The 13,366-nt window shown below is 62.3% G+C and carries 14 protein-coding genes; 6 read left to right on the forward strand and 8 right to left on the reverse strand.

Annotated elements, in window-relative coordinates:
* Positions 1-201: 201 nt before the first annotated feature.
* From AB6O04_RS08395 to rpsU, 6 genes are all read right to left on the reverse strand, one after another.
* Positions 202-711, reverse strand: a complete 510-nt coding sequence (locus AB6O04_RS08395; protein ID WP_368563393.1) for a sulfur transferase domain-containing protein — start codon at positions 709-711, stop codon at positions 202-204.
* Between the two features lie 4 nt (positions 712-715).
* A complete protein-coding gene (gene dnaG / locus AB6O04_RS08400; protein WP_368563394.1) occupies positions 716-2,449 on the reverse strand; it encodes a DNA primase in 1,734 nt (577 codons plus the stop codon).
* Between the two features lie 30 nt (positions 2,450-2,479).
* Positions 2,480-3,364 carry a YihY/virulence factor BrkB family protein gene (locus AB6O04_RS08405; RefSeq protein ID WP_368563395.1) on the reverse strand — a complete coding sequence of 295 codons (885 nt, stop codon included), beginning with the start codon at positions 3,362-3,364 and terminating at the stop codon, positions 2,480-2,482.
* Positions 3,365-3,501: 137 nt separating this feature from the next.
* The gene (locus AB6O04_RS08410) at positions 3,502-4,005 is read right to left on the reverse strand and encodes an N-acetyltransferase family protein (protein WP_368563396.1); all 504 of its coding nucleotides are present in this window, start codon (positions 4,003-4,005) and stop codon (positions 3,502-3,504) included.
* A 246-nt stretch (positions 4,006-4,251) separates the two neighbouring features.
* The gene (locus AB6O04_RS08415; protein WP_368563397.1) at positions 4,252-4,698 is read right to left on the reverse strand and encodes a GatB/YqeY domain-containing protein; all 447 of its coding nucleotides are present in this window, start codon (positions 4,696-4,698) and stop codon (positions 4,252-4,254) included.
* A gap of 131 nt (positions 4,699-4,829) precedes the next feature.
* Positions 4,830-5,045, reverse strand: coding sequence for a 30S ribosomal protein S21 (gene rpsU / locus AB6O04_RS08420; protein ID WP_002808376.1), 216 nt, complete (start codon positions 5,043-5,045; stop codon positions 4,830-4,832).
* Positions 5,046-5,181: 136 nt separating this feature from the next.
* Between rpsU and tsaD the strand changes: the two genes are divergently transcribed.
* The 4 genes from tsaD to AB6O04_RS08440 all read left to right on the forward strand — a co-directional run bounded on the left by tsaD (position 5,182) and on the right by AB6O04_RS08440 (position 8,401).
* Positions 5,182-6,222 carry a tRNA (adenosine(37)-N6)-threonylcarbamoyltransferase complex transferase subunit TsaD gene (gene tsaD, locus AB6O04_RS08425; protein ID WP_368563429.1) on the forward strand — a complete coding sequence of 347 codons (1,041 nt, stop codon included), beginning with the start codon at positions 5,182-5,184 and terminating at the stop codon, positions 6,220-6,222.
* A gap of 146 nt (positions 6,223-6,368) precedes the next feature.
* Positions 6,369-6,731 (forward strand): dihydroneopterin aldolase, encoded by a 363-nt coding sequence (gene folB, locus AB6O04_RS08430; protein WP_368563398.1) that lies wholly within the window; start codon positions 6,369-6,371, stop codon positions 6,729-6,731.
* Positions 6,728-7,996 (forward strand): mechanosensitive ion channel family protein, encoded by a 1,269-nt coding sequence (locus AB6O04_RS08435; protein WP_368563399.1) that lies wholly within the window; start codon positions 6,728-6,730, stop codon positions 7,994-7,996. Before folB ends, AB6O04_RS08435 begins: the two co-directional genes overlap by 4 nt.
* Entirely contained in the window at positions 7,997-8,401 is a 405-nt protein-coding gene (locus tag AB6O04_RS08440) for a 2-amino-4-hydroxy-6-hydroxymethyldihydropteridine diphosphokinase (RefSeq protein WP_368563400.1), read from the forward strand.
* 242 nt (positions 8,402-8,643) lie between these two features.
* Here the strand turns inward: AB6O04_RS08440 and AB6O04_RS08445 are convergent, their stop codons facing one another.
* The gene (locus AB6O04_RS08445; protein WP_368563401.1) at positions 8,644-9,384 is read right to left on the reverse strand and encodes a pteridine reductase; all 741 of its coding nucleotides are present in this window, start codon (positions 9,382-9,384) and stop codon (positions 8,644-8,646) included.
* Between the two features lie 176 nt (positions 9,385-9,560).
* Here AB6O04_RS08445 and AB6O04_RS08450 point away from each other — a divergent pair, with 176 nt between their 5' ends.
* Both AB6O04_RS08450 and AB6O04_RS08455 read left to right on the forward strand, forming a co-directional pair.
* Positions 9,561-11,024 (forward strand): circularly permuted type 2 ATP-grasp protein, encoded by a 1,464-nt coding sequence (locus AB6O04_RS08450; protein WP_368563402.1) that lies wholly within the window; start codon positions 9,561-9,563, stop codon positions 11,022-11,024.
* Positions 11,024-11,965: an alpha-E domain-containing protein gene (locus AB6O04_RS08455; RefSeq protein WP_368563403.1), complete on the forward strand. Its 942-nt coding sequence runs from the start codon at positions 11,024-11,026 to the stop codon at positions 11,963-11,965. Before AB6O04_RS08450 ends, AB6O04_RS08455 begins: the two co-directional genes overlap by 1 nt.
* A 497-nt stretch (positions 11,966-12,462) precedes the next feature.
* Here AB6O04_RS08455 and AB6O04_RS08460 read toward each other — a convergent pair whose 3' ends face one another.
* Positions 12,463-13,293, reverse strand: coding sequence for a 20S proteasome subunit A/B (locus AB6O04_RS08460; RefSeq protein ID WP_368563404.1), 831 nt, complete (start codon positions 13,291-13,293; stop codon positions 12,463-12,465).
* Positions 13,294-13,366: the final 73 nt, after the last annotated feature.

Genomic DNA, 13,366 nt, shown 5'->3' on the forward strand with positions numbered 1-13,366 from the left:
CTTGCGCGATGAAGCCGCCCTTTCATCACCTGGACGCGCTGCGGCGCGCTCTTGACTACGCGCACTGAGGAACTACCGGGGCGCGGAGCGGCGTCCCGTCGCGAGCTCTTCCCGTCGGATTGCGGTAGAAGCGAAAAGCTCGCGCCGGGACGGCGCTCCTACATGCAGCGTTGCGGACCCCTTTCCTGGCGACGTAAAGCCTTACGGGGAATCCGTTGCGCCCAGCTTCTCGACGACCGTCGGTTCAAGCGACTTCAAACCAGCGCGTTTGCCCAACTCAAGAGCCTCGGCTGGTGTGGCGTCTTCGTGCTGCGCCGCCATCATGGCAAGCAAGGCACCCACGCGGTTGCCCGAGGCGCAATGCAGCAGCACGCCATCGCCGCTCTGGTCCAGTGCCTGCTTCAGCAATGTGGCGTTCTCAGCGGTCAGGTCGTCTGCGCCGCCGATGGGCAGCCGCACATAGTGCATACCCTGACGTTCCACTTCGGCTGCTTCATCGAAGCCACGATCTTCTTCATCAGTGCGCAGGTCGATGACGGTACGCACGCCTTGTCGTGAGAGCGCCGCCAGATCATTTGGAGTTGGCTGCGCGCCTGTATGCAGGCCGGGTTTGGGTTCGGTGAATTCGGTGGCGCTCGCTGTAGGTGCAAACACCGAAAGGAGCAGAGCCAGCGCGAAACCTGCGGAGCGAGTCAATGTCGATGTATTCATAATGCTACCCAATCGTGTGAACGCGGCCGGCACGAGCCAGCAGCAACACGCGAAGCTCGTATTTATCAGCTTCGTCCAAGCCCATATTGCGCTGTTTTGCCTGAAGTTCGTCCAACCTCTGTTGTAAGGATTGTCGCTCCAACTGCGCGACGGCATCCAGCAGCTCGGTGCGCCAGCTGTCTTCATCGCCAGGAATGGCCTGCATCGCCAGTTTCTGCAACGCCGCCAGCTCTTCCCGTTCGGAGAAATGCTCCAGCAGCGCGCCTGTGGTGATGTCGGGGCGGGTGCGCACGATATCCAACAGCTCGATCAGCAGCTCCACGCCTGGTTGCCGCAGACCGGCGAAACCATAGGGCGGCTCAAGAGCCAGCGCCAGTGACGGCTTATGCAGCAACCGCACGATAGTGCTGCGGACCAGGCTGGGTTTGGTGGCAGCGTTGATCGGACGGCGCGTCGTAGTGGCGGGCGAAGGTGGAGGCAGCTGCGCGCCCACACCCGTGATTTCGGTCAACCGCTGTTTCATCAGATCGCCGAAAGCGCCATCGGGAATCTGCGCCAGCAACGGTTTGGCGCGCTCGGCCAAGCGAGCTTTCCCGTCGAGCGTGGACAACCGTATGTCCTTGCTCAATTCGTCGAAGAAAAATTGCGATAGCGGCGTGGCGTCATGCAGACGCGCATCGAAACCGGCAACACCTTCTTTGCGGACAATGGTGTCCGGATCTTCGCCTTGCGGCAGGAACAAGAAAAACGCCTGCCGCCCGTCCTTCATGCGCGGCAGTACCGACTCCAGCGCGCGCCAGGCAGCGCGCTCACCCGCGGCATCGCCGTCGAAACAGAAGTACACATCGGGTGCATTGCGGAACAGCAGCTCCGCATGATCGGGTGTGGTCGCCGTGCCCAGTGTGGCGACCGCCTGGGTGACGCCATACTGAAACAGCGACACCACATCCATGTAGCCCTCGACCACGATCAGCCGCGCGATCTTCTGGTTGGCTTGGCGCACTTGCCACAGGCCGTACAGTTCGCGGCCCTTGTGGAAGAGCACGGTTTCCGGCGAGTTCAGGTATTTGGGGCCGTCGTCTTTGTCCAGCACGCGCCCGCCGAAGGCGATCACGCGGCCACGGCGGTCGTGGATCGGGAACATCACCCGATCGCGGAATTTGTCGTACACATGTCCGCGGTCGTTCTTCGACAACATGCCGGCGCGGTCCAGCAATTTGACCCGGCGCTCGTCGGTGCCCAGCGCTTCTTTCAGTACGGAAAATCCATCCGGCGCATAACCGATGGAGAATTGGGTGCGGATGGCGGCGTCCACGCCACGTCCATCCAGATAGGCGCGTGCTTTATCGCTGGTTTCCAACTGTCGCTGGAAGAAGCGTGCGGACGAATCCAGCGCGGCATACAGCTCGCGGCTGTCATCGCTGACGTTACGGTGCTGGGTTTCCTTCGGCACTTCCATGCCGTTGCGCCGGGCCAATTCCTCCACCGCGTCCAGGAATTCCAGCCGGTCGTAGTTCATCAGGAACGACAGCGCGGTGCCGTGCGCGCCACAACCGAAGCAGTGATAGAACTGTTTGGTCGGCGACACCGTGAACGAGGGCGAGCGCTCGTCATGGAACGGACAGCAGGCCGAATATTCCTTGCCCTGCCGCTTCAGCGGCACGCGCGTACCGACCACCTCGACGATATCCGTCCGGGCGAGCAGTTCATCGATAAAGGCGTCGGGAATACGGGCCATGACCTAACTAGTATTTCATGACCGAAGCGCTCACGTAGTGCGATCTGCGTCGTTTTTTGTTTCGGCGGCGTCCTGTGCTCGTTCATCAATCACCGCGGTCAGCAACGCACCGGTGAAGAACACCAAGGTGGCGTAGTACACCCACACCAGCAGGACAACCAGGGTGCCCATGGACCCGTAGGCGCTGCCGGGCGCGGCCTCGGCGATGTACAGGCCAATCGCGTAGCGGCCGGCCACGAACAGTGCCGCCGTGATGGCGCCGCCCAACAGCGCTTGCCGCCAATGCACCCGCCGGTCGGGCAGGTAGTGATAGAGCAGGGCGAAGGCCAGAACGTAGATCGCCAGCGAGACGACATTTCCCAACGCCGGCAACAACGAAGGAACACGGGCGAACATGATCTGCAGCGCCGTGTTGAGCGTCATCGATACCAGCAACAGGAAGCCCAGTGCCATCACCACACCGAACGAGAAGATGCGCTTGCGCAGCCACGCCATGATGCCCGGCAGCTGCTGCGAGTCGGTCTGGAATATCGCGTTCAGCGCCTTCTGCAGGCGAGCGAACACCGCCGTGGCGCCGACGAACAGCAGCAAGGTGCTCCACCAGCCGGCCAGTGAGCCGATGCTGGGCCAGCGCTCGGCATTTTCGATCACGGTGCCGGCGACGGTTTGCGCGCTATGGCCTGCCAGGTCGCCCACTTGTCGGATAAGGGCTTCCTGAGCGGACGGATACAACGACGCCGTCAGCCACAGCAGCAACACCAGTAATGGCGCTAGCGAAAGCAGCGCGTAGAACGCCAACGCCGCAGCGTGAGTCATCAGGTCGTTCTCGACAAAACGGCGCGACAGCGCGACAGGAAGACTCTTCTGCAAGCGCGCTTGGAAGCGTTTGATCTTTTCGAGCAGGCGGCGTTGCATGACGTCCGGTCATCGCGGCATGGGCGAGCCTTCAGGATGCCAGAGCGCTGTTGAGCGCCTGTGATTGCAGCCCTGTCCAGCGTATGACTTACACGGTCGGAACATTGAATGTAGGAGCGGCGTCCCGCCGCGAGCTCTTACCGCAAACCGCCGCCGACCTCACCCGAAGCCAGATCGCGCAGCGCCTGCCCACTCACCCGCTGCACCGTCCACTCGTCCAGACCCACGGCGCCCAGGCGCCGGTAGAAACGGATCGCAGGCTCATTCCAGTCCAGCACCGACCATTCGAAACGGCCGCAACCGCGCTCGACAGCCAGCTTGGCCAAATGGACCATCAGCTTCTCGCCCAGCCCCAACCCGCGGTATTGCGGCCGCACGAACAGGTCTTCCAGGTACAGGCCGCGCTGGCCCAGGAAGGTTGAGAAATTGTGGAAGAACAGCGCGAAACCGGCGGGCTGCCCGTCCACTTCCGCGATCACCACCTCGGCGGCAGGGCGTTCGCCAAACAGCTGTTCAGTCATGCCGGCCTCGGTGGCGACGGCTTCATGCGCCAGCTTTTCGTATTCGGCCAGTTCACGGACGAAAGCCAGGATCTCTGGCACGTCGGTGCGGGTGGCGGGGCGTAGGGCGATGGTGGGCATTGGCGCTGTATTCGGCATAGGTTGCCAAGCATAGCCCGGTCCTTAAGCCTGATTAGCGTCGGATCTTCGCTCCCTTCTCCCTCCGGGAGAAGGTGCCCGGAGGGCGGATGAGGGAAGAGCGATGACTTGCCATCAACTTTTGCTACAAGCGGACGCGCCATTCCCTCATCCGTCGCTTCGCGCCACCTTCTCCCAAGGGGAGAAGGGAAAAGCCTCCTGGCCTCCTTTTCCAAAGGATGAAGAGCGTCAGCCCGCGAACTTCTTCTTCACCAGCGCAGAGACCTGGCCCATATCGGCCTGTCCGGCCAGGCGAGGCTTCAGCACGCCCATCAGCTTGCCCATGTCGGCCGGACCGGTGGCGCCAGTCTCGGCGATGGCAGCGTCGATAGCGGCCAGGATCTCCGCTTCACCCAGCTTGGCGGGCAGGTAGCGCTCGATCACCACGATCTCCGCGCGCTCGATGGCGGCCAGGTCCTCGCGGCAGGCGGCTTCGAACTGGCTGACCGAATCCTTGCGCTGCTTGACCATCTTTTCCATCGCGGCCAACACGGCGGCATCATCCAGTTCGATGCGCTCGTCGACTTCACGCTGCTTGATGGCCGCATTGATCAAGCGGATCACACCCAGGGAGTCCTTGTCGCCGGACTTCATGGCGGCCTTCATATCGTCGGTGAGCTGTTGTTTCAGGGACATGGACATCTCCAGATTGGGTGGAACCATAAACACAAAAAGCCGGCTACGCTCACGCGTGCCGGCTTCTGGCGGTACTTCCAGCTAAAGCCCACGCCGTGGCGCAGGCCTTGCGGAAGAACCCGCGCCTTCGCTCAGTACAGGCGCTGGCGCTTGGTGACGTCGCGCGAGCTGCGACGCAGCTGACGCTTCACCGCGGCGGCGGCCTTGCGCTTGCGTTCCTGGGTCGGCTTCTCATAGAACTCGCGCTTGCGGGTTTCGGCCAGAACACCGGCTTTTTCGCAGGTACGCTTGAAGCGACGCAGAGCAAACTCAAAAGGCTCGTTTTCGCGGACTTTGACGCTGGGCATGGAATCTCCGGTACACATGATGACCGGGAATGGCCCGGCGAGCCGCGTATTATAGCGACTCATCGGGCCGCTGCAACCCATCGGTCCTTGTCCTGTCCCTGCAAGGCCTTATCTTCTTTTCATGCGTGCCCTACCTATGCGTGTCCTAGGCATTGAAACCAGTTGCGACGAAACCGGCGTTGCCGTCTACGACACCGGCCTGTCCGGCGCCGCCGGATTGCGTGCCCACGCGGTCTACAGCCAGATCGCCCTGCATGCCGAATACGGCGGCGTGGTGCCGGAACTCGCCAGCCGCGACCACGTTCGCAAGCTGCTGCCGTTGATTCGCCAGACCCTGGCCGAGGCCGGCTTGGGCGTCGACGACCTGGACGGTGTGGCCTATACGGCGGGTCCGGGTTTGGTCGGTGCCTTGCTGGTGGGCGCCGGAGTGGCCCGGTCGCTGGCCTGGGGGCTGGATGTACCCGCCGTGGGCGTGCATCACATGGAAGGCCACTTGCTGGCGCCGCTGATGGAGGATGATCCTCCTGAACCGCCGTTTGTGGCCCTGCTGGTGTCGGGCGGACATACCCAACTGGTAGCCGTGGACGCCATAGGCCGCTATCGCCTGTTGGGCGAGACCCTGGACGATGCCGCCGGAGAGGCGTTCGACAAGACCGCCAAGATGATGGGCCTGCCTTATCCGGGCGGACCGCAATTGGCTGCCCTGGCGGAGCAGGGACGGCCAGCCGCGTTCAGGTTCTCACGGCCGATGACCGACCGGCCTGGGCTGGACTTCAGCTTTTCCGGGCTCAAGACGCAGGTGCTGCTGGCCTGGCGCGACAGCGACCAGAGCGACACCACGCGCGCCGACATCGCCCGCGGTTTTGAAGACGCGGTGGTCGATACGTTGGCCATCAAGTGCGAACGCGCGCTGGATGCCGCCGGTTGCGAAGTGCTGGTGGTGGCTGGCGGCGTGGGCGCCAACAAGCGCCTGCGTGCAAAGCTACAAGCGACGGCGGCGAAGCGCGGCGGGCGCGTCTGTTTTCCGCGTCCGGCACTGTGTACCGACAACGGCGCCATGATCGCGTTCGCCGGCGCGTTGAGGTTGGAAGCAGGTCAACAGGAAAGCGCGGAAGTGAAAGTCGTCCCGCGCTGGGATATGGCGACGTTGCCGGAAGTGATTACCGCGAGCAGCTAAAAAAGCACAGTGTTTTGCCCCCTTTATCAAAGGGGGCTGCGGGGGATTTGCTCTTCGCGGCCAAGTCAAAGAGCAAACCCCCCTTAATCCCCCTTTTTTAAAGGGGGAGACAAAAAGCACTTCACTACAGGTTGGGTCATTCGCACATGGATAAAGTTTTCATCGAAGGTCTTGAGGCGGACACCGTCATCGGTATCCACGATTGGGAACGGCGCATCCGCCAGACCCTCAGCTTCGATATCGAAATGGGTTTCGACAACCGCGTGCCGGCTGCGACCGACCAAGTCGCCGATACGCTGGACTATGACGCCATCAGTCAGCGCATCACCGCATTTGTGCGGACGTCGGAATTCGGTCTGGTGGAAACACTGGCTGAGCGTTGTGCGGCGCTGGTACTGGCCGAGTTCAACGTCAGCTGGTTACGCTTGAAACTGAGTAAGCCCGGTGCGGTGCGCAATGCGCGCGCAGTGGGTGTGGTGATCGAACGAACACAGGAGCCCACTGCATGATGGAACGGCTGCAGGCGTTGCGCGCGACGCTGGAACCGTATCCCTGGGCCTATACAGCGGTCGTCGCGACGGCGCTGGTGATTGCCGCATGGCTGGCCGACTGGGTGACCAAACGCGTGCTGTTGCGCGGGTTGCGCAAAGCGCTTAACGCATCGCCGCTGGGTGCCGGGGGCAACCAGGTGCAACCGAGGGTGATTTCGCGCTTGGCGCACGTGGTACCGGCGATAGTGCTGGCGGCCGGCGTGGCGGTGGTGCCGGACCTCCCGCCGCTGTTGGTCACCGTCGTACGCAACGTCTGCGTCGCCTTCATCATCCTGACGGTCGCGCTGGCTATTTCCGCCACACTGGACATGGTCAACGAGATCTACCAGCGGCGTCCCGATGCGCATAACAAGCCGATCAAGGGCTACCTGCAGCTGCTGAAGATCGTGGTCTTCGTCATCGCCGCGGTGCTGATAGTAGCGGCGCTGATCGACCGTTCGCCGGTGATCCTGCTGTCGGGCTTGGGCGCGATGATGGCGGTGCTGATCCTGGTATTCCAGGACACCCTGTTGTCGCTGGTGGCAAGCATGACCATTAGTTCCAATGACATGGTAAGGGTCGGCGACTGGATAGAGATGCCTGGCCAGAATGCCGATGGCGATGTGATCGATATCGCCCTGCACACGGTGAAGGTGCAGAACTGGGACAAGACCATCAGCACCATCCCAACTAAAAAGCTGATCAGCGAGTCGTTCAAGAACTGGCGCGGCATGAGCGAATCCGGCGGGCGCCGGATCAAGCGCTCGCTGTATCTGGATCAGAACAGTGTGCGTTTTTTGGAGCCGGACGAGCGCAAGCGCGTACATCGTTTCTCGTTGCTCGACGGTTACCTGGCCAGCAAGGAAGGAGAGCTGGCACGCTGGAACGCGCAGCTGGCCGAACGCGGCAAGGAGCCCGTCAACACCCGGCGCGTCACCAATCTGGGCACGTTCCGCGCATATGTCGAACAATACCTGCGCGCACATCCGGGCATCCATCAAGGCATGACGCTGATGGTGCGCCAGTTGCAGCCGACGCCAACCGGTTTGCCGCTGGAAATCTACTGCTTCACCAGTACCGTGGACTGGAGCGCATACGAGAACATTCAGTCCGACATCTTCGATCATCTGCTGGCGATCCTGCCCGAGTTCGGCCTGCATGTGTTCCAGCAGCCCGGCGGCGCGGATCTGCGCCAGGCCATGGCGGCTCCGGCAGCCCTGGCCGCGGCTTCACAGGCGTCCTGAGTGCATACGCACCGTTATCTGCTGTTGCTGGGCACTGATGCCGCCGACGAAACGCCGTTGCAACAAGCGCGGATACGGCTCGTCGAATCCGGCAGGTTGTTGCGCGAGTCCAAACTGGTGCATGGTCCCAGCGTGGTGCCGGGCGACCATCATCGCTACATCAACCAGGCGTTGCTGATCGAGGCCGCGCAATCGCGGGATGACCTGTCTGCATTTTTGAAGCGAGTGGAAGAAGATCTTGGCAGGCGTCGCGATAGCGACAACTGCCTTATCGATATCGATCTGGTAGCCGAATGCGATACGCAGGACCGTGTGGTCTGGCAGAACCCGGACAAGCTGGCCCATGCGCTGTTCCGTGATTTGGTCGCGCAGATTTTGCCTTCCACAAAAGCAAACATCATGTAGGAGCGCCGTCTCGGCGCGAGCTTTTGCTTTTATCTGCCGAAGAGAAGTTGCTCGCGGCCAGAGACCGTTCCGCGCCTCTGGGCCCCTCAGTGCGCGCGATCAAGAGCGCACCGCAGCGCGCCCATATGGGCAGCAGGCTTCAACTGTTCTTCGCTGCTATCGCGACCTGAGGGGAAGAGCTCGCGCCGAGACGGCGCTCCTACAGGAGCAACCGGCAAAAGCAACCAGTACGAGAAACCAGGTCAAATAAACACCGACCGGCCGCCATCAATCGCGATGATCTGCCCGGTGATGTAACGATTGCCGGTTAAAAGCCAACGCACTGCCGATACGATGTCTTCCGGCGAACCTTGCCGCTGCAGGGCGGTGCGTTCGCGTAACACCTCCAACGTCTCCGCCTTCACCGGATTCTCCGACCACAGTACGTTGCCCGGCGCGACGGCATTGACGCGTACTTCCGGTCCCAGCTCGCGCGCCAGCGACTTGGTCATCATGACCAGCGCGGCCTTGGCCATGCAGTAGACCGTGTGGCCATGCAGCGGACGCTCGGCATAGATATCGGCCAGGCTGACGATGGCGCCATGCGATGCTTTCAGATGAGGTGCCGCGGCTTGGGCCAGGAAAAAAGGCGCGCGTGCGTTGGAAGCGAATAGTTCGTCCCATTGCTGCGGCGTGGTTTTGCCGATGGTCGTGGCGTAGTACGCGGAGGCGTTGTTGATCAGCGCATCCAGCCGTCCGAAACGGCTGATGGTTTGCGCCACGATCTCTGCCAATCGATCGAAGTCGCTCAGGTCCGCACGCAGCGGCAGCACGCTATCGGGTCGGATCGCTTCGAGTTCGGCTACCAGCGCCTGCATCTCTTCTTCCGAGCTACGGTAATGCAAGGCCAGGTCATAGCCATCGGCATGCAGCTGGCGGGCGATGGCCGCGCCCACGCGTTTGGCGCTGCCGGTGATCAGCGCTACAGGACGTGGCACGGGCATGAAGCATCTCCGGTGAACTCAGACCGCGGCATTGTCGCTGCTTTCACGCGGAGCTGCCGAATGTGGCGACGCAGGAAAATCGCCGAGCGCTTGACGGCGCGTCGGGTTTGCAGGCATGTTGCATTGCATCAACCCTTGTCGGCATCCGGCCGGCGGGCGGCAGCGGAAGGGGGCGGATGGACTGGGCCAAATACCGCACGACCACGTTCGATGAGCTGATCCAAGCCAATGGTCAGCCGCATCCGGCGGCGCGCCGGCTGGTCGAATACCTGGCTGGCCTGTCCGGACGCGAAATCGCCGAGCGGCAGCTGGCGGCCGATGTCGTAGCCCGCGTGCAGGGCATTACCTTCACCGTCTATTCCGATGGGCGCAACGTCGACCGCACGCTGCCTTTCGATCTGATACCCCGCATCATCGACCGCCGCGAATGGAAGCGGACCGAGGCCGGTCTGAAGCAGCGCATGCGCGCGCTGAACCTGTTCATTGGCGATGTCTACGGCAAGCAACGCATCGTCAAGGACAAGGTATTCCCGGCGATGCTGCTGAAGGACTCCGTCAACTTCCGCCCGCAGTGCGTTGGTGTGGAGCCGCCGCTGGGCGTATGGGCACATGTCTGTGGTTCGGACCTGGTGCGCGACGGCGACGGCACGCTGTATGCGTTGGAAGACAATCTGCGCATTCCCAGCGGTGTCTCGTACATGCTGGAAAACCGCATGGTGGCCAAGCGGGTGTTCCCGGAACTGTTCGAAACCAGTTCCATTCTGCCGGTGGATGACTATCCGTCGCAGCTCTATGACACGTTGGTCGCATTGTCGCCGCGCCCCGGCGACTCGCCCGTCATTGCTCTGCTGACGCCTGGCGTGTTCAACAGTGCGTACTTCGAACATGCGTATCTGGCCCAGGCAATGGGTATCGAGTTGGTGGAAGGCAACGATCTGTTTGTCGCCGATGATGATTGCTGCTACATGCGCACCATCTACGGGCCGCAGCGTGTGGATGTGATCTACCGGCGCGTGGATGATCTTTTTATCGACCCGGAAGCCTTCCGTCCGGATTCCACGTTAGGTGTTCCCGGTCTGATCCGCAGCTGGCGCGCTGGCAAGGTGGCGCTGGCCAATGCGCCCGGCGCCGGCGTCGCCGACGACAAGGTCGTCTTTGCCTACGTGCCCAAGATGATCAAGTACTACCTGGACGAGGATCCCATCCTGCCCAACGTGCCCAGCTTCCTGTGCCACAACGCCAAGGAGCGCAAGTACGTGCTGGATAACATCGAGAAGTTGGTCGTCAAGCCGGCCAATGAATCCGGCGGCTACGGCATGCTGATCGGGCCACGTTCCACCAAGCGCCAGCGCGACAAGTTCAAGCAGCTGATCCAGGCCGACCCGCGCAACTACATGGCGCAACCGACGTTGTCGCTTTCCACCGCGCCCATCGTGACCAAGCAGGGGCCGTCGCCGCGGCATCTGGACCTGCGGCCATTCGTGCTGTCGCGCCAGGATACCTACGTCACTACCGGTGGTTTGACGCGGGTGGCGATGGAAAAAGGCTCGCTGGTGGTCAACTCCTCGCAAGGCGGCGGCGCCAAGGACACCTGGGTGGTGGACATGTCCGATGATGCCGCGGACGAGGGGACCGACTGATGCTGTCGCGCGTAGCCGACAACCTGTACTGGTTCAGCCGTTATGTGCGGCGTGCGGAAAATACCGCGCGGCTGGTGGGCGTTGGCAGCCAATTGCAACTGGACATGCCGCGCTCGGTGCGATTCACCTGGCGGCCGCTGATCGATACGGTGGGCGCGGACGAAGTGTTCGCGGAACACTTCCCTGACGCTGGCGAAGACGTCGGCGATGTCGAAGTGGTGCGATTTCTGCTGCTGGACGAACGCAATACCACCTCGTTGCGAAGCTCGATCGAATCGGCGCGCGAAATCCTGCGCAGTATCCGCGACAGCCTGCCGCAGGAAGTCTGGGAAGCGATCAACGACTTGCACCTGTACATCGGCGCATACGGCGAACGCAGCATCAGCCGCCGCTACCGAATGGATTTCCTGGGCCGCATCATCGACGGCTGCCTGAAGGTCTCCGGCCTGTTGAGCGCCAACGTCAGCCGCGACATCGGCTACCAGTTCCTGCGTTTGGGCACGGCGTTGGAGCAGGCGGACATGACCACCCGCATCATCGACGCGGGTGCGTCCGGATTGGTCACGCCGCGGCATGAGGAAGATCGCGAAACTTTCCAGAACATGCAGTGGATGAGCGTGCTACGCGCGCTGGCCGCGTATCAGATGTTTCGGCGCCATGTGCGCCAGCGCGTGACCGCGGAACTGGCGCTGCGTTTCCTGCTACAGAACGCCGAGTTCCCGCGTAGCGTGCAGTTCTGCCTGTCACGCGCGCAGAGCGTGCTGCCCACCATGCCTTATCGCCCTGGAATAGATCGCTACCTCAACCGCGTGATCGGCATGACCCGCAACGCCGACCCGGCATCGCTGGCCGCCCGCAACCCCGCCGTTTTCATGGACGAGATCCAACTACAACTCAGTGCGTTGCACACGGCTATCGCCGATGGTTACTTCTACAGCTGATCTCTACGCTGTTGTAGGAGCGGCGTCCCGCCGCGAGCTCTTCCTAACAGACCGCGATAGAAGCTACAGAAGCTAAAGAGTAAAGCCGCTCGTTCGCCATATGGGCGCGCTGCGGCGCGTTCTTGATCGTGTGCATTGAGGGGTGGTCGGGGCGCGGAGCGGCGTCCCGCCGCGAGCTCTTTCTGGGAGATCGCGATAGAAGCAAAAAGCTCGCGCCGAGACGGCGCTCCTACAGAGAGCTAACGTCCGTCCATGATCGCTTTTGTTTTTGTAGGAGCGGCGTCCCGCCGCGAGCTCTTTCTGGAAAATCACGATAGAAGCTAAAAGCCGCCCATTCACCACATGGGCGCGCTGCGGCGCGCTTTTTTTACGTGCGCTGAGGAACTATCGAGGCGCAGAGCGGCGTCGCGCCGCGAGCTGTTTCTGTCAGGTCCCGATAAAAGCGAAAAGCTCGCGCCGAGACGGCGCTCCTACACGGTGCTTCGCGCTGTGCGCTTCTACTGTTGTCCCTGCGCGTCGCCAGGGTCCTGCCGCGACGGCTGCCGACGTGGCGGCATGGCAGGCAGTGCGGAGGGAGCCTCTTCCTTCTCCATTGGAGGCTCCCACGGAAAGCGCGGCAAACTGCGCACGGCGGCTTCCAATTTGCGCGACCAGGTCTCGTGGATTTCCGAGTACAGCGGCGTGTCGCTTTCCAACCGCATCTTCTGCGTGATCTTCAGGTCGCCAGCGCGGATCAGCGCCATGTCGATGGGCAAGCCGACGGAAAGATTGGAGCGGATGGTCGAATCCAGCGACACCAGCGCGCAGCGCGCGGCATCTTCCAGTGTGGTCTCCGGCCGCAGGATGCGGTCCAGGATCGGTTTGCCGTACTTGGACTCGCCGATCTGCAGATAAGGCGTTTCCGGTGAGGTGGCGATGCAGTTGCCCAGTGGATAGACCATGTACAGGCCCGGCCGCTCGCCCGCGATCTGGCCGCCCAGAATAAAGGTCGCCTGGACACTGACGCCGCTCTGCTGCGCGTCGTCGCTGACCTTGGTCTGGCTGGCGACCAAGGTGTCGCCGACGTACTCGGCCACTTCGTAGAGATGGGAGAACGTGTGCAGGCTGCGCTTGGCGTCCGGATCGTCGGCATCGCGCTGCAAGCGCGAAATCGTCAGCTGGGTGGTGGCCAGGTTGCCGGCCGACATGAGCACGAATACCCGCTCGCCCGGATACTCGAAGAAGTGCATCTTGCGGTACACGCGTACATCGTCGAACGATGCGCTGGTGCGGGTGTCCGCGGCGAAGATCAGGCCTTGGTCCACTTCGATGCCGACGCAATAGGTCATGACGTATCCGCTGCTGCTGTGCACTCGATTCTATGCGCGCGCGCCGGGCACGTACAATGGCCGCCTGTGTTCA

Origin of the sequence: Pseudoxanthomonas sp. UTMC 1351, from assembly GCF_040948865.1 — a bacterium.
Lineage (GTDB): Bacteria > Pseudomonadota > Gammaproteobacteria > Xanthomonadales > Xanthomonadaceae > Pseudoxanthomonas_A.

Bases quoted from the DNA above. Each gene is read 5' to 3' on its own strand.
- AB6O04_RS08395 (WP_368563393.1), bottom strand. From the start codon at position 711: ATGAATACATCGACATTGACTCGCTCCGCAGGTTTCGCGCTGGCTCTG.
- dnaG (WP_368563394.1), bottom strand. From the start codon at position 2,449: ATGGCCCGTATTCCCGACGCCTTTATCGATGAACTGCTCGCCCGGACG.
- AB6O04_RS08405 (WP_368563395.1), bottom strand. From the start codon at position 3,364: ATGCAACGCCGCCTGCTCGAAAAGATCAAACGCTTCCAAGCGCGCTTG.
- AB6O04_RS08410 (WP_368563396.1), bottom strand. From the start codon at position 4,005: ATGCCCACCATCGCCCTACGCCCCGCCACCCGCACCGACGTGCCAGAG.
- AB6O04_RS08415 (WP_368563397.1), bottom strand. From the start codon at position 4,698: ATGTCCCTGAAACAACAGCTCACCGACGATATGAAGGCCGCCATGAAG.
- rpsU (WP_002808376.1), bottom strand. From the start codon at position 5,045: ATGCCCAGCGTCAAAGTCCGCGAAAACGAGCCTTTTGAGTTTGCTCTG.
- tsaD (WP_368563429.1), top strand. From the start codon at position 5,182: ATGCGTGTCCTAGGCATTGAAACCAGTTGCGACGAAACCGGCGTTGCC.
- folB (WP_368563398.1), top strand. From the start codon at position 6,369: ATGGATAAAGTTTTCATCGAAGGTCTTGAGGCGGACACCGTCATCGGT.
- AB6O04_RS08435 (WP_368563399.1), top strand. From the start codon at position 6,728: ATGATGGAACGGCTGCAGGCGTTGCGCGCGACGCTGGAACCGTATCCC.
- AB6O04_RS08445 (WP_368563401.1), bottom strand. From the start codon at position 9,384: ATGCCCGTGCCACGTCCTGTAGCGCTGATCACCGGCAGCGCCAAACGC.
- AB6O04_RS08450 (WP_368563402.1), top strand. From the start codon at position 9,561: ATGGACTGGGCCAAATACCGCACGACCACGTTCGATGAGCTGATCCAA.
- AB6O04_RS08455 (WP_368563403.1), top strand. From the start codon at position 11,024: ATGCTGTCGCGCGTAGCCGACAACCTGTACTGGTTCAGCCGTTATGTG.
- AB6O04_RS08460 (WP_368563404.1), bottom strand. From the start codon at position 13,293: ATGACCTATTGCGTCGGCATCGAAGTGGACCAAGGCCTGATCTTCGCC.